The organism is Cellvibrio sp. OA-2007, assembly GCF_000953825.1.
GTDB lineage: Bacteria > Pseudomonadota > Gammaproteobacteria > Pseudomonadales > Cellvibrionaceae > Cellvibrio.
Genome location: NZ_BBUL01000091.1, coordinates 23634 through 46435, shown reverse-complemented (window position 1 = coordinate 46435; position 22802 = coordinate 23634). Strand labels below are relative to the sequence as shown.

Genomic DNA, 22802 nt, shown 5'->3' with positions numbered 1-22802 from the left:
TATTGATTTTCTTGGTTACCGGGCGCAGCTACCGCCTCAGCGAGCGACTTACTACTGCAACTTGACGCATTCAGCGCACCAATTGAGCATATTGTAAGACAATATGATGCTAATCTGCTTAGACTTGTGCGTCAACAGATAAAACTCATTTACTATGTGAAAAATTTATCGCGCGGGAGCGGCTGCCAACTGAAGTAGCAACCAAAAAAAGCCGCTACAGAAACCTGTAACGGCTGAAAAAGTGGTGTAGCCAAACAACTCCACACCATCCAACGACAAAGGGGTCGGGGCTTCATACAAAACACAAAAGAGTACAGCAATAAGCCGCGCTCAATTTGTAATATAATATCTTTATTTATGGCGAATGCAAGTGAATTTTTGGACTGAAGTGGCGGCTACAGCATCCACCCACAAAAACATTGAGTTTAAATTGCCCATAGCTTGTGAATCGCACAGAGCTAAAAGTAAAAAGCCGGGCAAAAGCCCGGCGTTTTACCAAAAGGTGGCTGAAACAACCAACCGGTGAATAGCGCCTTAAAACGAGTAGCGCACACCCACTGCATAGGTTTTGGAGTAGATACCATTGCCGAAGTTGAACAGGTTTTGGTTACCTTCACCGTAGTAGTTTTGGTAAACATCATCCAACAGGTTGGTGCCGTCGAAGGTGATCGCCAAATCATCGGTCACGTCGTAGCTCAGCTGAAATGACAGATCCTGCTCTGGACGGCTCCAGAATTGGATCGGGTTGGCGAAGATTGAGGCTTCGTTACCTTGGAAAAACTTCTCGCGCCATACGTAGGATAAGCGCGCACCAAAGCCCGCTTTCTCGTAGGCCAATACCAGGCTGTAGGATGAGTCAGACACACCGCTCATTTTGGATTTGTTGTAACCGCTGATACTGCCGTCTACCCCAAACTCGGGGTTCAGCTGCTCTGAGTCCAACAGGGTGTAGCTGGCTTGCACCCCCAAACCATCCAGCATGTCAGGCAAGTTGTCCGGGAAATACACCAGGCCAATCTCCACCCCGTTCAACTCACCGTCAGCGGCATTCACCGGTGCATTAAGCACGTAAGGACGGGTGACGCCATCGTCGCCTTCGCGCACAACCGTTTTCTTACCGTTGATCACCAAACCGTCGATTTCACGCTTGAATACCGCACCATAGAGCGAACTGCCTTCGGCGAAATACCACTCCAGGGACATGTCCATGTTTTTGGAGTAAGTCGGTTTGAGCTCTGGGTTGCCGCCACTACCCGTACCGTAAGGAGTACTGGTTAAAGGATCTTGCCAGGTTTGGTAAGGGTTCAAAGAACCGTATTCAGGCATACGCAGGGTTTCGGTGTAGGCCACGCGACCTACGACGTCATCGGTAATGTCCCAGTTGAGTACCAAACTTGGCAATACTTCGCTGGCCGAGGATTCACCCGGAACCAGCACTCCGTCTTGCCAGAATTCCAGATCCTGTTGGTAATCCACTGCGCGCACACCAAACTCACCGCTCAAGCGATCGCCCAGATGGAATTTGGTAGTGGCGTAAAGCGCCGCCGAGTCCTCATCCACACTGAAGTTTTTCTCCAGCGCCGGGTTGATCTCCAAGCTGTAAACCGTGCGTACCGCCTCTTTGTTGTTCAGCATGTAGTAGCCGTTAGCGGTGATAAAACTGTCAAAAATATTGGCGCGGCCATCGAAGTAATCGGTTGCGGTGTAGACGATACCTGAACCATCGCCAGAGGCACCTGCTGCACTCAAGAGACCCATTAACTGGGTGACACTAGTGCCGCCTATACCTGCGCTTTGATCGCGCGACATGGTTTCTGCACCGCGAACCTGATAGCGCCCACCGACTTTCACGCTGTCGAATATATTGCCGTCGAGCTGCCAATCCAGGTCCAGCGTGTAAGCCGCCGAATCACCGGTGCTGCTGCCGCCATTGTCGTAGACCGTATCGGCATTCCAGTTGGCTACCGCCGCTATATCTGACTCATCCACGGCGGTGGCCGGGTTGTCCCAGAAGACTACCGAGGGCACGCCGTCGCGGTTGTTGTAGTCCACATCCAACCCGTAAGCAGTGCGATCAAAACGCATCGCAAAGAAGTTGTTGGTGTATTCGCTGTCTTGCAATACCAGTTCGGAGTTCACGGTCAGCTTGTCGCTAGGCATCCACTTAGCGCCCAGCGCCCAGAGGTAGCTGTCGGTTTTGCCATCGGCATAGTCACCGCTTTGAAAACCGCCATTGCCGCGCCCCTGATGTTCTTTGACGACATTAGTCCCTTCGTACACCAGTGGGATATCGATATTGCCATTTTGATGTTCAAGGGTATTGGTGAACCACATGGCATTTTGTTGGGTGTTGCGATAGCCGGTATAGAAACCTTCGGCGAGGAACTCCCAGGCATCATTGGGCGCCCACTGGAGCGAGAAGCTGGCCGCAGGACGCTTGCGGAAACCGGAGAAAGAGGTGCCGAATACCGCATCGCGCATCATCAAATAGTCAACAGTTTCACCATCCACATTCAGGGTAGAACCCGCCGTGTAGGGAATACCGTTTTCCAAACCTGCCTGCCATACCGCGCTACCGCTCGAGCTGTTGGGGATCATTTGATACGGCGAGTAATTCAATGCAGGCTCTGCTGAGAAATAGGGGAATACCGCACCCGCAGTCATAGTGTCATCGCGGTAATGCGTCTCGGCGTAACCGATATTGACTAGCGCACCAAATTCGCCGCCACTTTCCAGCTCCCAGCGATTGCTGTAAAGCGCGCTGACATTGGGATCAATTTCGTCTGGCTGATCGGAATAAATACCGCGCGCCGCTAACACCACTTTTTCACCGTCAAACATAAACGGGCGGTTGGTTTTTACATCGATAGAACCGGCAATACCGCGTTCAGTGCGATCTGCCGAGCGAGTTTTGTAGACGTTAACGCTACTGAGCAAACTGGCGGGAATATCCCAAATTGCCACATCGCGGCCGGCGCCGGTAAATACATCGCGACCGTTAACCGAAGTATGTACGTCGGTGAGACCGCGAATCGATATGCCGGTCACTTCACCACCGCCACGGCCAGTGGTTTGCACACCGGTAACGCGCTGCAGTGCTTCTACTACGTTGTTATCGGGAAACTTGCCGATGTCTTCAGCAACAATCGCGTCGACGATTTGGGTGTTGTCGCGTTTGATATCCAACGCCTTGGTCAAACTGCTGCGAATCCCCTGCACTACAACTTCTTCAACTTGTTCGTCTTGCGTTTGCGCGAAACTGACTTGGGCCATGATTGCGGCGAGTACCGCTGTGGCTAATGCTGTCTTTTTATACATTTTTCAAACTCCAAAATTTTTATTAAATTTTGAGTTAATGATTTCTGCATTAACTCCATCAAAAAGAATTCATGGCGCGGGAGAGTTATTGTTCTCCCGCGCTACTGCGAATTAGTTGGCAGTGGAACCTTCTTGATACAGCGAGTTAATGCGTTCGTTGCTGATGGTGCCGGTGAACACTTTGAGTTCATCGATAGCGCCATTGAATGGGGTATCCCAATAGTTCACACCCAGTGCAAACTCATTGGTATCACCCGCCACGGTCATCACCCGTGGGAAACCGGTGGATTCGAGTTGCTGCACGCCATTCATGTAAATCTTGATGGTGTTGTTATTCTCGCCATCGACCATGATCACCAAATGCGTCCACTTTCCGGCCGGAATACGGCTGCTTAATTCCGCGTTGTCGTAAAACGCCGGGCCATTGGCCCAAACACGGGTTTTTTCCGTGCCGTTCATGGAGGGAACCAAACTCAACCAATAGTTGGCATTGGCGCCACCAAAAAATGCCGTGGTGTAATTGGTAAACGCGGAAGGTTTTAACCAGAGCGAAATACTGTAGCTAGCCGTGGTAATTAAGTTGTCGGGCAGACGCACACCGGAGGTGCCATCCAAGTTCACTGCCGAACCTTTTACCCCTTGCACATAGCTCACTGCGCCACCGGTATTGTGGATAAAGTTGCCGGTCACTTTGCCCGGTGCAGCAACATCGTTCAGTGCATTGAGGCTGTTTTCAAAACTGTATTCGGCCGGCGCCAAGGATTTAATGGTGACCTGGAAATTTTTGGTGTCGGTGAAACCTTGATAGGTAATGTGCGCGGTCAAGGTGATAGTTTTATCGCCTTCATCCGCTGTCGGCTGAGTGACAACTGCAACACCATTGGTTGGCTTGAGGTATTTCTCATCGCTTGAGGTCCAGCGAATGCCCGATACAAATGGACCAACGCGCAATAAATTAAAGTTTTCACGCACTGCGGACATATCGCCCAAATCCAAGGCGTTTTTGACAAAGCCCGCAAATTTGGATGGGTCGGTCAAATTGTTAATGGCAGCGCCGTTAATATCCAATTTGCTCAACGCGTAGTCGTACACAATAAAATCATCGATTTGACCAACGAATGGCAGATCCCACCCGAAGTTAACACCCAGTGCGTAGAGGCCGCCGTTTTTGAAAATATCATCGCGCGGCATAGCACCAACAAACGCACCATCGATGTACAAATTCATCATGCCGTTGGCATAAGTGATGGCAACGTGTTGCCACTGATTGACTGGCGCCGTCGCTGAATGAACAACCTGATTCCAATTACCCAGGTAGTTACTCCAAATTAATGAACTAGACGTAAACCAGGCATTACCGGGAATGTAGCTGGACCAGTGATCAAAATCCGTTGCCATAAAAAAGGCTGGCGTATGGGTAGTGAGATTTTTTGCTTTCATCCAGAACGACAAGGTGTACTCGCTGGATTTGATAATGTCATCCGGTAAGCGCACACCATTAGCGCCGGTAAAATCGTATGCCTGACCACCCGCGTAACCTGCGGTAAACGTTGGCGCGGTTGCATCGACATTAAATAAATTATTGTCGGTGGTTTTTGCCGCTGCATATTTGCCCATGGAGTCGGTCAAGGCATTTTCAAAGCGATAGTGAGCTACTGCATTTTTAAATGCCGGACGCGCTCTGACAGTCACATTGAAAGTTTTGCTCGTGGTTTGACCGCCCAGCGATAAGTTCGCCGTGAGCGTAACGGTGCGATCACCCAAATCGGGGGTCGGAATAAACACATTACCCGCAGCATCTATATAGTATTCGTCGCTACTCACCCACTTAATCTGAGTGCCGCTTTTGCCAATAGTTGGCAGCGAATAACCTTCGTCGGCAATGGTCAATTCGGTTTTGATCTTCAGCGCATCTTTTACTGTATTTAACGCCGCTGTGGTGGTGGCAATTGCATCGGTACGTGTGCCAAATACCGAGGCACCATCGCGCGCCATAGCGGTAAACACTGGCACCAACTCTTTGCTGTTGTTATCCCACTGCCATTTGATCACGCCAAAATAGGTGCCGGAATCCAATACCAGTTTGATCGAATCATCGCCCTGCGACATCCAGGAACCTTTTTCGCTACCGCTTACGCTGCGGTCTTCATGCAGGGTGATATAGCCAGATTTAATCGCGGTTTTATTTACCGCCTTACCCTGATTCACAAATTTATAGTGACCGGGCACCTGAGCAAGATCGACGAGATTGTCGCCATTGAGCGGCACATAGCGCTGGGGCGATACCACTAACCAACCGTCTTTACTGACAAACATTTCATGGGTGCGCACCGCATGAGCTTCGATGTTGCCGGGGTATGCAGTAGATGACGCAGGGAAGCGGGTGTGTGTTACCAGCAAATGACGTTTGGTTGCTTCGTCGTAATAAGCCGAGTTATGGCCGGGCGATTGATAACCCCAAGATGAACCCACCTCGCCCAATGCCTGGGTAAATTCAAATCCACCCAGCAACTTACCGCCAATCTCCAAACCAGCGCTGTTGGCAACATCGTTGCCCGCTGGATCAAGGTAGGGGCCTTTCGGGGTTTTGGCGCGGGCGATGCGAATGTTGTAGCCATCGTTAGCGGCAAAACCGGCTACCGAGTAGAACAAGTAGTAATAGTCAGCGACCGGACTGTAAGTGACAAATGCCCCCTCCACTGCACGGAAATCACCACCTAATAAGCGCTTGCCATAGCCTTGACCAGCTTTGGGTTTACCGGTGGCGCTGTCCATTTCCAGAATAAAGATGCCGCCAGAATAAGAGCCGTACACCATCCACAGCTGGTTGTTTTTATCGTAAAACGCCGCTGGGTCAATCGCATTGGGGTCAACTGCACCATTCCAGCTGGTTTGGCCATTATCTAAAGGATAAGCGGCGAACTCACTCGCATTGCGATAGCCACTGCGCAGGAATACGCCTTTATTAACATAGGGGCCAGCGACCGAATCCGCCTCTGCCAAGCCTAAGTATGAGCGATTCCAACAGCCGCCATTGTCCGCTTCCACTTGCGCACAGTGGTTGTAGTAGAACCAATATTTACCATTGGGCGCCTTGATAACATCGGCTGCCCAGTTGCCTTTAAAACCATCCGTCCAGGCAATGCCATCGGCGATTTGGGTGGAGTAGGTATTAAACAGGGGGCTTTCATCAACCGAGCCATTACCCGACAGTACCGAGATATAGTCCCAGTTGATCAAATCGGTAGATTTAGCCGCGGCCAGATGGGAGCCAAAAATGTAGTAGTCGCTTCCGGCTTTCACTATGGATGGATCGTGAACACCTATATCCAGCCAATTGACCGAACCCTCTGGGGTGCGGGGAACAGTGCTAGCCATAGTAGGCTTTGAGTAAACCGGCGCAGGGGATGCAGGAACCGTATTAGTCGAGGATTTGTTGTCGCCACCACCACCGCAACCGCCCAATAACAGCAGGCTGCCAATGACAAGCGAAAGGCTTGCTAGCTTCATGTGTTCACCTTCTCTCGTGTAGTTATTACTTGTATTTATTAATTCTAGATAGCTCCCGGCAATGCTTTGTGGAACTCGAACAGGGAAATCACGCCGGGCTAGTAGTCGCATGAACCATATGTCATACAATATTACTATAAATTAATATTGTCATACAATTGAAGGCAAGTAAAGCCCGGTGAAAACAATAAATAGCTGGGAATAATCAGAGCAGCGCTTTGACTTTGGCAACGACACTGGCAACCCTGTTAGGCTGAGTATGATGGCGGCGCAAGCCGAGATAGAGTGTCTCGCAGACGGGGTAGGGAAGTGCATGCACCCGGATTAGCGACGATTTTACAAAGGCTTCAACCGCATGAGCAGGCAATACAGTAAAACCCAACCCCAAGCTTACCGGCTCCAGAATCAAGCTGATCTGATTGGAGAAGCCGCGTTTGGCAAAATGATCGCTGTGCTGAAACTCGGGGTAGTTGGCAGCCAATAACAATCCGGCATGATGGGCGCCATCTGGATGATCGATAAACCCCAAACGGTTTAACTCAAGCCAATCAGGCGTGTCGACTGACGCCGGTGTTACCAACAATAGCGCCTCTTGGGAAATTGCCTCGCAACTCACCTCTTCCTGCATCGACATGCGTGTCATAAATCCAATATCCACTGCACCAGTGGCAATCGCATTTTCCACCGCGCCATTGGATGCGAAGCGGTAATCAATCGCCAGTGCCGGGTACTCTTGCTGCATCGCCAGTAGCTGCGGATAAAGTTTGAGCCCTACACTGCCGGGCGACATCAAACGCACTTGCCCTGCATAGGGTGGGTCATCAGCAAGGCGCTGGCCCAACCCCTCCAGGGCCGCCAGAATCACCTGCGCCTCGGCGTACAACCGATCACCCGCCTCAGTCAAAGAAAACTGCCTGCTCTGACGCTGCAATAGCGCCACCCCTAATTGTTGCTCCAATTTACTCACTTGTTGGCTAACGCCAGACTGAGTCATATGGAGGCGCTCAGCGGTGCGAGTAAAATGCCCCAACTCCACCAGAGTACAAAAACTACGCAACCAAAGAGGATTTATCATTACAAAAAATACTCAAAACAATAAGAAATGATAATTTTACGTAATCATTATAGCTTTGTAACCTGCCCCTACTCGCAAAACGACAGGAGCACACCATGAACAACAACTACCCGCGTAATTTTTCCCACATCGGCATATCGGTTCCCGACCTGGAAAAAGCTGTTGAGTTTTATACCCAGGTCATGGGGTGGTATTTGATTATGAAGCCAACCGAAATCATTGAAGATCAGAGCCCCATTGGCGATATGTGCACCGATGTATTTGGCGCTGGCTGGGGCAGTTTTCGCATTGCTCATTTGTCCACCGGCGACCGCATTGGCGTTGAATTATTTCAATTCAACAATCAGGTCAACCCCGAGAATAACTTTGAATACTGGAAAACCGGGATCTTTCACTTTTGTGTGCAAGACCCCAATGTAGAAGCGCTAGCCGAGAAAATTGTGGCCGCAGGCGGCAAAAAACGTATGGAAAAACCACGTTACTACTACCCGGGAGAAAAACCCTATCGGATGATTTATATGGAAGATCCGTTTGGCAATATCCTGGAGATTTACAGCCACAGCTATGAGCTGATTTACAGCCAGGGCGCCTATTAAACCAGACCGCCCCAGCGGAAAATCTGCAGCGCCAGACTATTCGATCATCGATGGCTTGCCAAATACCGGCATGCCCTGCTCGTTCCAACGCAGAGGTTTTACAAAGGTATGGCGATCAGGATTCCACAGCGGGTCGCCTTCAATTTCAGTGTAGGTGCGCGCGTGATAAACCAGCATTACGGTATCGCCATCTTCCGCGTAGGTGAAACTGTTGTGCCCCGGGCCAAAAATTTTATTAGGGATATCGGAGCAAAGCACAGGCTCTTTGGATTTGGTCCAGCTGGCAGGATCTAACAAATCGGCATTTTCATCCGCCCACAATAAACCCATCGCATAATTTTCATCGGTTGCGCTTGCGGAATAACTCAAAAAGATTTTGCCGTTGCGTTTTACAATCGAAGGGCCTTCGTTAACCCAGAAACCGCGAATTTCCCACTCGAATTCCGGCTTGGTGAGCATCACTGGTTCACTCGCCAATTCCCACGGGGTTTTCATCGGCGCGATATAAATATTGGAGTTACCGCGAATACCTACATCTTTTTGCGCCCACACATAATAAAGAACATCTTTGTGAGTAAAGGTAGTGGCATCCAAACAGAAAGTATCAATACCTGAATCCACCTGCCCCATAAGTTCCCACTCGCCTTCGAGTGGATTCGCGTTTTTATTGCGAATCGCATACATGCGGTGCTGGAACAAATCGAATTTAATTTCGCGGCTGGGCGCTGCGGCAAAATAAACGTACCACGCGTATTCGCCTGATGACGGATCTTTGTTGAAATGAATTTCCGGTGCCCACACCAACTCACTGTAAGGGCCAGTGTCCGGCTTGTGCCATGCATCTACGGTCTGTGCAGTCGCCAACTCAGCAATAGTTTTTGCGCGGCGCAATTCAATGCGGTCATACTGGGGTACCGACGCGGTGAAATAATAATAGCCATCCGTATGTTTATAAATAAACGGATCGGCGCGCTGGGGGATTAATGGGGTTAATAATTCGCTCACAATTTCTCTCCATACTTTCTATTTAATTCTTAATGTAGGTTGGTGGTGAGGAACGAACCCCAACATGACCATGCACCCGCACAAACCAAAACCCGATTAAATATATATTCCGGCTTACGGCAGGCGCTGCAAGATGGACATGTTGGGGTTCGCAAGCTCACCGCCAACCTACAAATCAATGCTCTGCGATATAACCTTTCGCACGCATGGTATTTTTCAGCTCTGCGTAATAGCCGTCATTGATGCGATACTTAAACATAAACAAACCCATCAGCGCATGAAAGAAGCCGGGAATAATCGACAGCATTAAGGCTATGCCCATCAATGAAAAATCGGTTTGCGCTTGATTGGGAACGTATTGGAAATAGGTTAACAGCCAGCCCACCATCAAACCGGCGATCCCCATTCCCGCTTTTTGGCCGACTGAAATGCCGCCGTAAGCAAAACCGGATACACGCTTGCCATTTTTGACTTGACCGTAATCAATGGTTTCAGAAATGATTGACCAGAACACAGGGGCATGCAAATCCACCACAAATGACAACAGGAAATACAATACAAAGGCGAGCACCACATCTTCACGGCCTACAAAAAGATAAATCGCCACACTGAGTCCGGCCACCAATAATTGGGTGTAGCGAAACAAATTAATTTTGCAGTAAATTTTGGTGATCCAGGTGGACGCCACCATCGCCAAAATAGCAGCGGCAACACCAGTCGATAAAAATGCCGACACCAGCGTTTCATCGCCCCCCAAATAATATTTGGCGTAATAGATAGCCACAGAGCCGCGAATTACATAACCGATGGTTCCTGTTACACACACGGCGACAAGAATTAACCACTGGTCATTTTTTAGCAGCTGCAAAAATTGCGTCCACAATGGCTGATGTTCAACCACGTGAGTCACTCGCTCGGTGGTTTTGAAATAACAGAACAAAAACATCACGGCACCTACTGCTGACATAATTGCCATTGCAACTTGATAGCCGACAGATTTGTCTTCCCACATACCGGCAACCACAGGCACTACAATCGCCACCATAAAGGCGCCGATTTTGGCGAGAAACAAGCGGTAGCCATTAGCCGATAATTTTTCTTTAGGGTCGCTGGTTAAAGCGCTAGGCAAAGAGATATAGGGAATGCCAACACCGGAGGTAATCAGCGTCATCATGATGTAAGTGGAGTAAGCCCAAATTAATTTGGCATCGTAATCCCAGTTAGGGGTAGTAAATACAAAAAACACGCTTACCGCATAGGGGATAGCCAGCCACAACAACCAGGGGCGATAGCGACCCTGTAAAAAAGTAAAGCGATCTGTTAACTGCCCCATGACCAAATCGGAAACCGCACCAATGACTTTAACCGTGAAAAAGAGTACGCCCATATCCATGGGTGACAAACCAAAAATATCCGTGTAATAAAAAGTGATGATTAACATCATGGAGGAGATAACCACATTGAGCGCCATATCACCCGCGCCAAATCCCACCTTCTCCATAACCGATAATTTTTGTGTTTGCATTATTATTCTTACCTCATAAATTCTGGTTAAAACGCATAGTTAAAAAAAGCGGCATTACGCTATGAGTAAATGCCGCTTCCTTTATCTCTCACCGTTTTCGGTTTGTTGTTTCTAACTGGTCTTTCTAACTGTTCTATCTTGCTGATTCTGTTTGTTGTTTTTGCTAACTGCGATTAATAGAGCTTATAAAAAATAATCGTTTTCTACTGCGTGGACTAATAGCACATCAATTCCCGCCATGCCTGCGCTTGCCGCAGCCTGCAAACCCAGTTTTGAATCTTCAAATACCACACATTGTTTTGGATCAACGCCCAACAATTCTGCACAGCGTAAAAATGTGTCCGGCGCGGGTTTTGGATTTTCTACTTGATCTGCACCAACCACAGCGCTGACGTATTTATCCAAACCGCAAAGTTTCAAAATAGTTTCTGCTTCCTGCGTGTAAGCGCCGGTACCAACCGCCATAGGTTTTATGCCGTGGTATTTCTGCGCAACTTCAAGCAGTGCAGTTGGTTTTACATACTTGTGCATATTGTCGTGCACAACCTGCTCTTTAAAATCATTCATTTCATCAAGGCTGGCATCGACCTTGAGGTTGAATTTTTGCAGCAGTATTTCAATAGTGCCTTTAGTGGGTACACCCGCCAGTGAACGCATTAAAGGGCGATCAATGGGGATACCGTATTTATTCAACATGGTGCTCCATGCAAACTCATGTAATTGGCCGCTATCTACCAGCGTGCCGTCCATATCAAATATCAGTGCTTCATAGTGGTCGTACATCGTTTGCTCTCTTGTTTGCCATTTAAGGCAGAAATTAGAGCACAGATTCCGTTAAACCACACCCTGATTATGGGCGTGATAAATCACGCCCCTACAAACCGCGCAACCGTAGGGGCGCAATTTATTGCGCCCTGATTCATTACAGATGCAAACAGATTTAAGTCAAACGCCATCTTTCAAATGATAGTAAGCCGCGTTGTGGCGCAGTTCGGTTTTGAATGCACGCACAGTGGTGTCTTCACCGATTACAACCGCTTCAATACCGGCCATTTCAGCGTAGTCAACAATTTCATCTGCAGTTACACCTTGAGTGTAAGCACTGTGGTGTGCACCACCGGCTTGAATCCAGGCAGCAGCAGAAATTTCCAGATTAGGGCGCGGCTCCCACAGGGCTTTAGCTACTGGCAACTTCGGCAATTCTTGCGGAGGATTTACTGTGTCAACTTCATTGATAATCACACGGAAACGGGTGCCTATATCGATCAAAGAAATACACAGCGCAGGGCCCGCTTTGCCGGTGAAAATCAAACGCGCGATGTCATTGCGGCAACCGATGGTGTGCAGGTGCACTTCCAATTTTGGTTTTGCAGCAGCAATAGAAGGACAAACTTCCAGCATGTGCGCGCCCAATACTTGGTCCACTCCACCCACATTAACGCCACCAAAGTGATAGGTGTAGTCTTCCATAAAGGATGAACCACCCTGGCGACCTTTGGACATGACTTTACAGATGTGTACCATGGCAGCGGTTTTCCAATCGCCTTCACCACCGTAACCAAAACCAGCTGCCATCAAACGCTGGGTTGCAAGGCCTGGCAAGTTGGTCAAACCGGTCAGGTTTTCAAAGCAGTTGGTGAATGCACCAAACTCGCCGTCGGTCAAAAACTTCAGCATACCCAATTCCAAACGGGCTTCGTTTTTCAGCATTTGGTATTGATGCTCATCATCAAAAATACCCGGGTTTACATCGTATTCTTTTTTGTAAATTTCGATTTGCGCCGCAACTTGCTCGTCGGTGACTGCATCAACCACTTTTTGCAGATCGCCCAAACCGTAAGCGTGAACTTCGTAGCCAAATTTAATTTGCGCCGCTACTTTATCGCCATCAGTCACCGCCACTTGACGCATGTTGTCGCCAAAGCGCGCCACTTTCAGGTTTTGGCTTGCATACCAACCCATAGCAACACGGCACCAGCTGTCGATTTGTTTTTGTACCGATTCAGTTGCCCAGTGACCCACAACCACTTTGCGCTCTTGACGTAAACGCGTGCTCACGTGGCCGAATTCGCGGTCGCCGTGGGCAGACTGGTTGAGGTTCATAAAGTGCATGTTAATTTCTGCAAACGGCAGCTCTGCATTGAACTGGGTGTGCAAATGCATATAAGGCTTGCTCAGTGCGCTTAACCCGGCAATCCACATTTTTGCTGGAGAGAAAGTATGCATCCACAGAATCAAACCCACACAGTTGGGGTTGCTGTTAGCCGCTTGGCAGACCGCCAAAATTTCTTTGGGTGATTTAACGGTAGGTTGCGCAACAATCTTGATAGAAATGTTGGCAGATTCAGTTAAACCCGCTGCAATTTTTTGGCTGTTTTCGGCGACTTGTTTCAATACGCCTGGACCATACAAATCTTGTGAGCCGGTGACCAACCAGACTTCTTTATCGCCGTAGATTTTCATTTTGTTTTCCTCAGGAAATAATTTTTCAATTTTTGTGTCGGGTATCGCTGCGCTCCACCCAACCTACAAAATTATCTGTGTATATCCGTCGTCATCCTCGCGCAGCGGGGATCCAGCTTTTGATTTACCCCCATGGATCCCCGCTACGCGAGGATGACGATTACCTACTTAATTAAAATTTCACTTTTGCCCGTAATAGGCATTTTTTCCGTGCTTGCGCAAATAATGTTTATCTACAATGCCCTGTTTTAACGGCGCGGTTTGTTGCTGTAAGGTTTTGGTTAAGTACGCCATGCGTGCGATCTCTTCCAAAATTACCGCGTGATAAACCGCATCCGCAGCGTTTTTACCCCAGGTAAAAGGCGCGTGACCGGCAACAATTACCATGGGTACTTCTTTCGGGCTGCGCGTTTTAAAACAATCGGTAATCTGCACACCGGTTTCTTCTTCATAATCGCGCTCGATTTGTTCGTCGGTCATCACTGCTGTGCAGGGAATTTCGCCATAGGCGTAATCTGCATGAGTGGTGCCATAGCACGGAATTGCCTGTTGGGTTTGCGCCCAAGCAGTCGCATAAGTCGAATGAGTGTGAGTCACGCCACCGATGCTTTCAAAATGACGATACAAATGCGTATGGGTTTTGGTGTCGGAGGAAGGGCGCATCTTCCCTTCTACAATTTGGTTTTCCAAATCTACGATCACAATATCGTCCGGCGTCATCACTTCATAAGCAACGCCGCTCGGCTTGATTGCGATCACGCCTTTTGTGCGATCAATTTGCGATACATTGCCCCAGGTATACACCACCAAATTGCGGCGGTTTAGTTCCATATTGGCTTCGAAGACTTCGCGTTTTAATTCGGTGTAGCTCATTAAGCCTTACCTCCTGCACGCTGGTCTTCGAATGATGCCAAGGTTAAATACTGTTGATACAAGCCGTCATAGATGGCAGCAGCACTGGCGTCAGGCGTGTAGGTTTTGCAGACGCTGGAAGCCATGACTTTTTGTGCAGCTTCCACTGTGGGATAAACGCCACCGGCAACCGCAGCAAAAATTGCCGCGCCCAGTGCACAACTTTGTTCGCTCTCTAAAACTTCGATGGGGCAGTTCCACACATCGGCACAGGTTTGCATAACAAAATCAGATTTTTTTGAGATGCCACCAATCGCAACTACCGAATTAATTGCCACACCTTCCTGCTTAAAGCGTTCGATAATTGCGCGCGCGCCATAGGCAGTTGCTTCAACCAACGCGCGGAAAATATGCGGTGCATCGCTGCCCATTTTCAAACCGGTAATCGCCATGGCAACGGATTGATCGGCATCAGGAGTGCGGCGGCCATTAACCCAATCCAGCGCGGTAATACCCGTCTCACCAATCGCCAATTTGCTTGCCGCATTACTCAATGCAACCAGCGTTTGATCTTCAATTTCTTGCGTGAGTTTTTGTTTGGTTTCTTCATCAAGCAGTGAAGAGTTTTGCAAAATATTGGCAACCGGCCAGTTCACCAGATTGCGGAACCAGGCATACAAATCGCCAAATGCGGATTGCCCTGCCTCCAAACCAACCAAGCCCGGTGTTACTGAACCATCAACCTGGCCGCAAATTCCCGCGATGCATTTATCGCCAATATCCGCGTAAGTGGCGACGGTAATATCGCACGTGGAAGTACCCATAATTTTGGTGAGCACACCCGGTTTTACTTTTGCTGCAACAGCGCCCATATGGCAATCAAACGCAGAAAAACCGACTGGAGTATTGATTGGCAGACCAAGTTTGTCGGCCCATTTGGCAGTGAGGCCGCCACACACTTGATCTGAGGTAAAGGTCTCAGCCGGTAGACGATCGCGCAAACCATTTAATAGAGGGTCAATGCCCACGAAGAAATCATTGGGCGGATAACCACCCCAGCTTTCATGCCACATTAATTTGTGGCCGGTAGCGCAGCGCCCCATGCGCAATTGGCTCGGGTGGGTGGTGTCAGTCAAAACGGCTGACATCCAATCGCAATGCTCAACCCAGAGGTAGGCAGCTTTAGCAACGGCAGCATCTTCACGCAATACGTGCAGGGTTTTTGCCCAGAACCACTCGGACGAATAAATTCCACCCTCGTATTTCAAATAGTTCGTTGCTGATTTGTTAGCAGCCGCAGTAATTTCTTGTGCTTCTTTGATGGCTGTGTGGTCTTTCCACAAGACAAACATTGCATTGGGGTTTTCGGCGAATTCAGGTTTCAGCGAGAGCGCAACACCTTCGCTGTCTACCGCAACCGGGGTTGAGCCAGTGGTATCAAAACTGATACCGACTACTTTGTCGGCAGCGCCCGCAGGAGCCAGCTTCCACAGACCTTGAACCACTTGTTCAAGACTTTCCAGATAGTCGAGCGGGTGCTGACGAAATTGGTCTTTTGCGGGAACGCAGAACAGCCCTTTTTTCCAACGCGGGTAATGAACCACATTACTTGCCACTTCCTGACCAGTCAGGGCATCTACCAACAGGGCTCTGACCGAGTCAGAACCATAATCCAGCCCCAAGGCATAAGAGGTCATATGATTACCCATTTTTATACTATTGCCTCATTAGAGGATGTTAATATTGTATGACAATATTATTCAGATTAGAGAACCCCATGTCAATTGCTTTCACGGGGTTAAAGAGCGCCTGAACGTCTATTTCTTAGCGGGTTTTACAGCCTTGTTGGCCGTCACACCTTCGCTGGTCATGATGATGCGTTTGATGGTGCCATCGGGGTTGTAGAACAACTCATCAATACTCACCGAACGGCGATATTGCCCGCCATCCGGACGCCCGGCTCCGGTGTGATAAATGAAGTAGTGTTTGTTGTTGAATTCGATAATCGCCTGATGATTGGTCGGCGTATTGCCCGCCACTTCATTCAAAATGCCCTTGTACTGCCAGGGCCCATTGATGTTCTTACTCATGGCGTAACCGATTTTTTCGGGGAAACCCATGGCATAAGACAGGTAGAAGTTGTCTTTATGCTTATGGATCCAGATAGCTTCAGTGAAGTCGGGCAAACCTTTAATTTCCATAATCGGGCCGTCTAGCTCGATCATATTTTTCTTGAGCTTGGCGTAATAGGCCTTGCTATTACCCCAGAACAGATAAGCTTGGCCGTCAGTGTCGATAAAAACGGAAGGATCTATATCGTCCCAATCGTTGGGGGTATCGGTAGTCATATCGTTGGTAATCAAGGCCTTGCCCAGTGCATCTTTAAACGGCCCAAGCGGGCTATCACCCACCGCAACACCAATTGCAAAACCGGGTTTGGTGTCATTGTGACGCGCAGTGATATACCAATAGAACTTGCCGTCGCGCTCAATAATCTGGCTCGCCCAGGCATCGCCTTTAGCCCATTTGAAATCTTTTACCCGCAGACGCGGGCCATGGGATTCCCAATTGACCATGTCATCTGAGGAGTAGACCAACCAATCGTGCATCTCAAAAAATTTAGTGTTGTCTTTCGCTTCGTCATGCCCTGCATAGAGGTAGACCTTGCCGTTATGCACCATGGCCGCTGGGTCAGCGGTGAACACATCGGTAAAAATCGGATTTGCGGCCTGCGCAGCACCCGCAACAGCAGCTAAAGTCAGGACTAGGGGTTTGATTAAGCTTCGCATCTACACCTCTCTTATTCTCATCAACCAGCATATGCGCTGGGGTTGATTTATATTGATATTATATTACAATTAAATCAAGTCTTCGACGCGAAAAGTTTTGTCAGCAAGCGCCAGCGTGACGGTTTTATCGGTAAACCTGCGTAATTTGCATTGCTTCGGCCTAACGACACTCTTTATATTGTATGACTTTAATAATAATCAGCAGGTATGATTCACCTTATACCAATAACACGAGGACACCTCATGAGAACCCTGTTTAAAACTCTCACGCTCGCCGCCGCAATCGGAATCACCGCCACCGCCAATGCTCTCACTGTCGGTTTTGCCCAAGTGGGTTCCGAGTCCGGCTGGCGCACCAGCTTTTCCGAATCGGTAAAAGCAGAAGCGGAAAAACGCAGCATCACCTTGAAATTTTCCGATGCCCAACAAAAACAGGAAAATCAGATTAAAGCAGTGCGCAGTTTTATCGCGCAGCGTGTGGATGCCATTTTAATTGCACCAGTCGTTGAGACCGGTTGGCAGCCAGTGTTGATGGAGGCTAAACGCGCACGCATTCCAGTAGTGATTCTGGATCGCAACGTATCCGTTACCGATCAATCCCTCTACCTCACCCGTATCGCCCCGGATTTTGAATTGGAGGGTCAACGCGCAGCAAATTGGCTTACCGAAAAAACCGAAGGCAAATGCTCGATTCTGGAACTGCAAGGCACTGTTGGATCAAGTGCTGCCATCGGCCGCATGAAGGGTTTTAACGAGACCATCGCAAAGTTTCCGGAAACCAAAATTGTGCGCAGCCAAACCGCTGAATTTACCCGTTCTAAAGGTAAAGAGGTGATGGAAACCATGCTTAAGGCGGCTGGTGGCGGCAAAGATATTTGCGCAGTTTGGGCGCATAACGATGAAATGGCGCTGGGTGCAATTCAAGCTGTGCGCGAAGCGGGTTTGCAGCCGGGTAAAGATATTTTAATTGTATCGGTTGATGCAGTTGACGATGCGCTGAAAGCGATTGTCGCAGGCGATATTAATGTCTCGGTGGAATTAAGCCCGCATCTGGGTGGCCCTGCGTTTGATGTGATCAATGAATTCCGCGGTGGCAAAAAAGATTTTGATAAATGGATCAAGATGGGCGGAGCTGTTTTTACGCAAGAAAATGCTGCAGAAGAATTGGCGAAGCGTGAGGCTAAGTAATTTAGTAGGGAGTCGTCATCCTCGCGTAGCGGGGATCCATTAATCATTAACAGATAAAAACTGGATTCCCGCAAGCGGGAATGACGACTTATAGATTTAATGAGAATATCGCTATGCAAAACCAATCTGCACAACCCGTTTTACAACTCAAGGGAATCCACAAAATATTTCCCAGCGTCCACGCCTTAAAGGGTGTTGATTTCAATTTATACGCGGGAGAAATTCACGCATTACTTGGTGAAAATGGCGCGGGAAAATCCACACTGATCAAAGTGATGACTGGTGTTTACCAGCGCGATGGCGGTGAGATTTTATTAGAAGGCAAACCGATCTTTCCTAACAACACTGGCGATGCGCAAGATTTGGGTATCAGCACTGTGTATCAGGAAGTGAATTTATTGCCCAATCTTACCGTTGCACAGAATATTTATCTCGGTCGCGAGCCGCGCCGACTCGGTTTAATCAACTGGAATAAAGTTAATCGCGACGCGCAGGAATTATTAACAGGTTACGATCTGGATATAGACGTCACACTGCCTCTCTCAGGTTACTCGATTGCGGTGCAGCAATTAATCGCCATCGCACGCGGCGTGGATATGTCTGCAAAAGTGTTGATTCTCGATGAACCCACTGCCAGCCTCGACGCCGATGAGGTGCAATCGCTGTTTCGCATTATGCGCGAATTAAAAGCGCGCGGCATCGGCATCGCCTTTGTGACGCACTTTCTCGATCAAGTCTACGCTGTGTGCGATCGCATTACCGTATTGCGCAGCGCGCAATTAGTCGGTGAATTTGAAGCCGCCACCTTGTCGCGCAGCGAATTGATTGGCCACATGCTCGGTAAAGAGTTGGCAGAGCTGGGCGAGCACAAACCGCAGGTCAAAACTGAAAACGCAGACGCACTGCTGGATGTGAGCGGAATTACCCGCACTGCTACCTTGTCGCCTATCGATATTAAAGTAGGTAAAGGTGAAGTCGTTGGCCTTGCCGGTTTACTCGGTTCTGGACGCACTGAATTGTGCCGTTTGATTTTTGGTGTAGATAAAAAACTCGGCGGCACAGTGATATTTAATGGCAAAGCCGTCAACTTTTCATCCCCGCGCGACGCAATTGATGCAGGCATAGGGCTGTGCCCGGAAGACCGCAAACACGATGGCATTCTCGGCCAACTTTCCATTCGCGAAAATATGATTCTCGCCCGCCAAATCAAACAGGGCTGGTGGAAATTTATTTCGCGCAAAGAGCAGGAAGCTATCGCTAATCAATACGTAAAAGAATTGAGTATTGCGACTTCCGATATTGAAAAGCCCATCGAACAATTGAGTGGCGGCAATCAACAGAAGGTGATTCTCGCCCGCTGGCTCGCCGCTAATCCGTCGCTGTTAATTCTCGATGAACCGACTCGCGGTATCGATATTGGTGCTCACGCCGAAATTATTCGTTTGATCCGCAAACTGTGCGATCAGGGTCTAGCACTGATAGTTGCATCATCGGAGCTGGAAGAATTGGTAGCATTTAGCAGCAAGGTGATTGTGCTGCGCGACCGCAACAAGGTTGCTGAGCTGGATGGCAGCGATATTAACCCGCAACGCATTATGCAGGCGATTGCAGCGAGCTAAGCAATAGTCAAATGGGAATCGTCATCCTCGCGCAGTGGGGATCCATAAAAACAAAGAGAAGTTTATGAACCTAAGCAAAAATCCAAACCTGCGCCGCTATTTGTGGCCCTGCGCCGGTTTGTTGTTGTTATTGTTAATCAACGCCATCATCGCGCCGGAATTTTTTCATATTGAATTTAAAGACGGTCGTTTTTACGGCAGTGTCATTGATGTATTAAATCGCGCGGCACCAGTAGCGCTACTCGCCATCGGCATGGCGCTAGTGATTGCAACGGGCGGAGTAGATTTATCAGTCGGCTCAATTATGGCCATTGCCGGTGCAGCCAGCGCTTACTACATCACCAAGGGTGTAGATAATCTCGCAATCATCATTGGCGCAGGTTTACTGGCCGGATTAATTGCCGGTGCGATCAATGGTTTTCTCGTCGGTTATATGAGTATTCAACCCATTGTTGCCACGTTAATTTTAATGGTTGCCGGGCGCGGCATTGCGCAGTTAATGAATGAAGGACAGATAGTCACCTTTGATCACGCGGGCTTTGCATTTTTAGGTACCGGCGATTTTCTCGGCCTGCCCTTCCCTGTCGTGCTGGTGATCATCACGTTTGTTATTGTGCAGTTATTAACGCGCAAAACCGCACTGGGTTTATATATTGAAGCAGTGGGAGCCAATCCATCCGCGAGTCATTACATGGGCTTGAACGCCAAAGCGATTAAAATGAGTGTGTATTGTGTTGCGGGTTTATGTGCGGCACTCGCCGGTATGATTGCCGCAGCTGATATTAAAGGTTCCGATGCAAACAATGCAGGCTTGTGGTTAGAGCTGGATGCGATTCTCGCGGTAGTCATTGGTGGTGCATCGCTCATGGGCGGACGCTTTTCTATTTTCCTCGCGGTGATCGGTGCATTGATTATTCAAACGCTCAGCGTCACCATCATCCTCAGTGGCATTCCACCGAAATTTAATTTACTGATTAAAGCCAGCGCGATTATTATCGTATTGTTAATGCAATCTCCACTATTCCAAAAGCAATTAAGCCAGCTGAATATTTGGAAGAAGAAGGAGGCCAACCATGCTTAAATTGAATCCAAAATTTATTCCACTCGCCGTCACCTGCTGTTTATTCTTTTTATTGTTCGGTATTGGCGCCGTACAATTTGAAGGCTTCGGTAGCTCGCGTGTATTGTTTAATTTACTCAGCGATAATGCCTTTTTAATTATTGCCGCCGTCGGCATGACTTTTGTGATTTTATCGGGCGGTATCGATTTATCAGTCGGTGCGGTGATCGCCTTAACTGGCGTAGTGTGCAGCGTATTAATCAGCCAATACCAATGGCATCCGCTGGTGGTGTTTCCCGTGGTATTAATTGGCGGCACAGCGTTTGGCGCAATCATGGGCGCGATTATTCACTACTACAAAATGCAACCGTTTATTGTGACGCTAGCAGGAATGTTTTTTGCGCGCGGTTTGGCGAGTGTGATCAGCGAAGAGTCGATTCCCATCGAACACGAGTTTTACAATCAAGTCGCCGCATTTGGTTTTATGCTCCCCGGCGATGCCTGGGTCGGCACATCAACGATCATTTGTTTGTTGGTATTAGTCGCCGCCATTATCGTCGCTCACTACACCCGCTTCGGCGGCCGCGTTTACGCCGTGGGTGGCGATGCAAATTCCGCTGCACTCATGGGCATCCCACTCGCACAAACCACCATTCGCATCTACGCTATCAGCGCCTTCCTCGCCACGCTTGCAGGCATCGTCTACTCTTTCTACACCTTCTCCGGCTATTCCCTCGCCGCCGTCGGCGTAGAACTGGATGCAATCGCCGCAGTTGTTATAGGCGGCACACTATTAACCGGCGGCTACGGCTATATGTTCGGCACCCTCATGGGAGTGCTGATTATGGGTGTAGTACAAACCTATATTTCATTTGACGGAACGCTAAGCAGCTGGTGGACAAAAATTGTGATTGGATTATTACTCTTTTGTTTTATTGCATTGCAGCAGTTGTTGGTAAGGGGTAAGCCGAGATAGATGTAAACTTATCCTAGAAAAACGAAAGCCCAAGGTGAGAGCCTTGGGCTTTTTTGTTTGGCAAAAATGTTAGGATTATTAAATAATATCCAGACAAGTTACCTCTTAAATTAGCGATTCATAAAATGGAGCGTTTATGTACCAACTATTCTACTACCCCCGCAACGCCAGTTTCGCACCGCATATGCTGCTAGCTGAAATGCAATTGGATTATGAGTTAGTTCTGGTTGATAGGAAAACTGAAGCGCAAAAGAATCCTGAGTATTTAAAATTAAATCCCACCGGCAGAATTCCCACCTTGGTTTTTGAGGGTGAAGCGATTTATGAAAGTGCGGCTATTTGTTTATTTTTATGTGAACAGCACCCTGAAAAAAACATGATGCCCGCGCAAGGTACAATTGCGCGGGCAAAATTTTACCAGTGGTTATTTTATTTGAACGCATCATTGCAACCGGAACTGATGGTTTATTTTTATCCGCAAAAACATACCTGCGATGAATCTGGTAAAGCAGCGATAAAACAAGCGCAGCAACAGCGCATTGAAGAGATGCTTTCGCTGCTCGATAACGAGCTGGAAAATAAAAAATATTTGTTGGGCGACAACATTAGCGCCTGCGATTTTGTACTGTTTATGTTGTTGCATTGGGGCAGCGGCTTGAATCGGCCACCGCTATCATTCCCAAATTTAGAGCGATTTTTACGCGACATGGCCACGCGAAAATCGGTAAGACAAGTTTGTGTAACAGAAGAAACCTCGCTTGCACTTTATGTTTAAGCCCCGCCAATCCTACCCCGTCATAGATAAATTTGATGCCCTTGAGGTGTC

16 protein-coding genes are annotated in these 22802 nt (G+C 48.5%); 6 read left to right on the top strand and 10 right to left on the bottom strand.

All coding sequences use genetic code 11. From position 1 onward, the window contains the following. Window positions 1–534: 534 nt before the first annotated feature. The 3 genes from AWU77_RS11925 to AWU77_RS11915 all read right to left on the bottom strand — a co-directional run bounded on the left by AWU77_RS11925 (window position 535) and on the right by AWU77_RS11915 (window position 7903). Window positions 535–3318, bottom strand: coding sequence for a TonB-dependent receptor (locus AWU77_RS11925; RefSeq protein ID WP_062063671.1), 2784 nt, complete (start codon window positions 3316–3318; stop codon window positions 535–537). 111 nt (window positions 3319–3429) lie between these two features. Next, entirely contained in the window at window positions 3430–6828 is a 3399-nt protein-coding gene (locus AWU77_RS11920; protein WP_062063669.1) for a LamG-like jellyroll fold domain-containing protein, read from the bottom strand. Between the two features lie 205 nt (window positions 6829–7033). After that, on the bottom strand, window positions 7034–7903 hold the full coding sequence (locus tag AWU77_RS11915) for a LysR family transcriptional regulator (RefSeq protein WP_062063667.1): 870 nt from the start codon (window positions 7901–7903) through the stop codon (window positions 7034–7036). A gap of 95 nt (window positions 7904–7998) precedes the next feature. Here AWU77_RS11915 and AWU77_RS11910 point away from each other — a divergent pair, with 95 nt between their 5' ends. Next, complete coding sequence (locus tag AWU77_RS11910) at window positions 7999–8499, top strand: lactoylglutathione lyase family protein (RefSeq protein WP_062063664.1); 501 nt, start codon at window positions 7999–8001, stop codon at window positions 8497–8499. Between the two features lie 36 nt (window positions 8500–8535). On the opposite strand, the gene AWU77_RS11905 is transcribed toward AWU77_RS11910, so the two are convergent. The 7 genes from AWU77_RS11905 to AWU77_RS11875 form a co-directional block, all read right to left on the bottom strand. Further along, window positions 8536–9504, bottom strand: a complete 969-nt coding sequence (locus AWU77_RS11905; protein ID WP_062063662.1) for a glycoside hydrolase family 43 protein — start codon at window positions 9502–9504, stop codon at window positions 8536–8538. Window positions 9505–9679: 175 nt separating this feature from the next. Next, window positions 9680–11029, bottom strand: a complete 1350-nt coding sequence (locus AWU77_RS11900; protein ID WP_062063660.1) for an MFS transporter — start codon at window positions 11027–11029, stop codon at window positions 9680–9682. A gap of 183 nt (window positions 11030–11212) precedes the next feature. Further along, the gene (locus AWU77_RS11895; RefSeq protein WP_062063658.1) at window positions 11213–11812 is read right to left on the bottom strand and encodes a beta-phosphoglucomutase family hydrolase; all 600 of its coding nucleotides are present in this window, start codon (window positions 11810–11812) and stop codon (window positions 11213–11215) included. 162 nt (window positions 11813–11974) lie between these two features. Then, window positions 11975–13492: an L-arabinose isomerase gene (gene araA / locus AWU77_RS11890; RefSeq protein ID WP_062063656.1), complete on the bottom strand. Its 1518-nt coding sequence runs from the start codon at window positions 13490–13492 to the stop codon at window positions 11975–11977. Window positions 13493–13672: 180 nt separating this feature from the next. Beyond that, window positions 13673–14365, bottom strand: coding sequence for an L-ribulose-5-phosphate 4-epimerase (locus AWU77_RS11885; RefSeq protein WP_062063654.1), 693 nt, complete (start codon window positions 14363–14365; stop codon window positions 13673–13675). Further along, window positions 14365–16041, bottom strand: a complete 1677-nt coding sequence (locus tag AWU77_RS11880) for a ribulokinase (RefSeq protein ID WP_202966648.1) — start codon at window positions 16039–16041, stop codon at window positions 14365–14367. Before AWU77_RS11880 ends, AWU77_RS11885 begins: the two co-directional genes overlap by 1 nt. A 120-nt stretch (window positions 16042–16161) precedes the next feature. Further along, on the bottom strand, window positions 16162–17133 hold the full coding sequence (locus AWU77_RS11875) for a glycoside hydrolase family 43 protein (RefSeq protein ID WP_062063650.1): 972 nt from the start codon (window positions 17131–17133) through the stop codon (window positions 16162–16164). 243 nt (window positions 17134–17376) lie between these two features. Between AWU77_RS11875 and AWU77_RS11870 the strand changes: the two genes are divergently transcribed. The 5 genes from AWU77_RS11870 (at window position 17377) to AWU77_RS11850 (ending at window position 22751) form a co-directional block, all read left to right on the top strand. Continuing rightward, window positions 17377–18321, top strand: a complete 945-nt coding sequence (locus AWU77_RS11870; RefSeq protein ID WP_062063648.1) for an ABC transporter substrate-binding protein — start codon at window positions 17377–17379, stop codon at window positions 18319–18321. Between the two features lie 113 nt (window positions 18322–18434). Then, window positions 18435–19940 (top strand): sugar ABC transporter ATP-binding protein, encoded by a 1506-nt coding sequence (locus AWU77_RS11865; protein WP_062063646.1) that lies wholly within the window; start codon window positions 18435–18437, stop codon window positions 19938–19940. A gap of 64 nt (window positions 19941–20004) precedes the next feature. After that, entirely contained in the window at window positions 20005–21021 is a 1017-nt protein-coding gene (locus AWU77_RS11860; protein WP_062063644.1) for an ABC transporter permease, read from the top strand. Then, window positions 21014–21976 (top strand): galactofuranose ABC transporter, permease protein YjfF, encoded by a 963-nt coding sequence (yjfF, locus tag AWU77_RS11855; protein ID WP_062063642.1) that lies wholly within the window; start codon window positions 21014–21016, stop codon window positions 21974–21976. The genes AWU77_RS11860 and yjfF overlap by 8 nt, the downstream gene beginning before the upstream one ends. Window positions 21977–22112: 136 nt before the next feature. After that, a complete protein-coding gene (locus AWU77_RS11850; protein WP_062063640.1) occupies window positions 22113–22751 on the top strand; it encodes a glutathione S-transferase family protein in 639 nt (212 codons plus the stop codon). The last annotated feature ends 51 nt before the right edge of the window (window positions 22752–22802 follow it).

What these genes read in the sequence shown, in the direction of transcription:
- AWU77_RS11880 (WP_202966648.1), bottom strand. Translation starts at nt 16,041, where the DNA reads ATGACCTCTTATGCCTTGGGGCTGGATTATGGTTCTGACTCGGTCAGA.
- AWU77_RS11900 (WP_062063660.1), bottom strand. Translation starts at nt 11,029, where the DNA reads ATGCAAACACAAAAATTATCGGTTATGGAGAAGGTGGGATTTGGCGCG.
- AWU77_RS11895 (WP_062063658.1), bottom strand. Translation starts at nt 11,812, where the DNA reads ATGTACGACCACTATGAAGCACTGATATTTGATATGGACGGCACGCTG.
- AWU77_RS11865 (WP_062063646.1), top strand. Translation starts at nt 18,435, where the DNA reads ATGCAAAACCAATCTGCACAACCCGTTTTACAACTCAAGGGAATCCAC.
- AWU77_RS11870 (WP_062063648.1), top strand. Translation starts at nt 17,377, where the DNA reads ATGAGAACCCTGTTTAAAACTCTCACGCTCGCCGCCGCAATCGGAATC.
- AWU77_RS11850 (WP_062063640.1), top strand. Translation starts at nt 22,113, where the DNA reads ATGTACCAACTATTCTACTACCCCCGCAACGCCAGTTTCGCACCGCAT.
- AWU77_RS11875 (WP_062063650.1), bottom strand. Translation starts at nt 17,133, where the DNA reads ATGCGAAGCTTAATCAAACCCCTAGTCCTGACTTTAGCTGCTGTTGCG.
- araA (WP_062063656.1), bottom strand. Translation starts at nt 13,492, where the DNA reads ATGAAAATCTACGGCGATAAAGAAGTCTGGTTGGTCACCGGCTCACAA.
- AWU77_RS11885 (WP_062063654.1), bottom strand. Translation starts at nt 14,365, where the DNA reads ATGAGCTACACCGAATTAAAACGCGAAGTCTTCGAAGCCAATATGGAA.
- AWU77_RS11915 (WP_062063667.1), bottom strand. Translation starts at nt 7,903, where the DNA reads ATGATAAATCCTCTTTGGTTGCGTAGTTTTTGTACTCTGGTGGAGTTG.
- AWU77_RS11860 (WP_062063644.1), top strand. Translation starts at nt 20,005, where the DNA reads ATGAACCTAAGCAAAAATCCAAACCTGCGCCGCTATTTGTGGCCCTGC.
- yjfF (WP_062063642.1), top strand. Translation starts at nt 21,014, where the DNA reads ATGCTTAAATTGAATCCAAAATTTATTCCACTCGCCGTCACCTGCTGT.
- AWU77_RS11910 (WP_062063664.1), top strand. Translation starts at nt 7,999, where the DNA reads ATGAACAACAACTACCCGCGTAATTTTTCCCACATCGGCATATCGGTT.
- AWU77_RS11925 (WP_062063671.1), bottom strand. Translation starts at nt 3,318, where the DNA reads ATGTATAAAAAGACAGCATTAGCCACAGCGGTACTCGCCGCAATCATG.
- AWU77_RS11920 (WP_062063669.1), bottom strand. Translation starts at nt 6,828, where the DNA reads ATGAAGCTAGCAAGCCTTTCGCTTGTCATTGGCAGCCTGCTGTTATTG.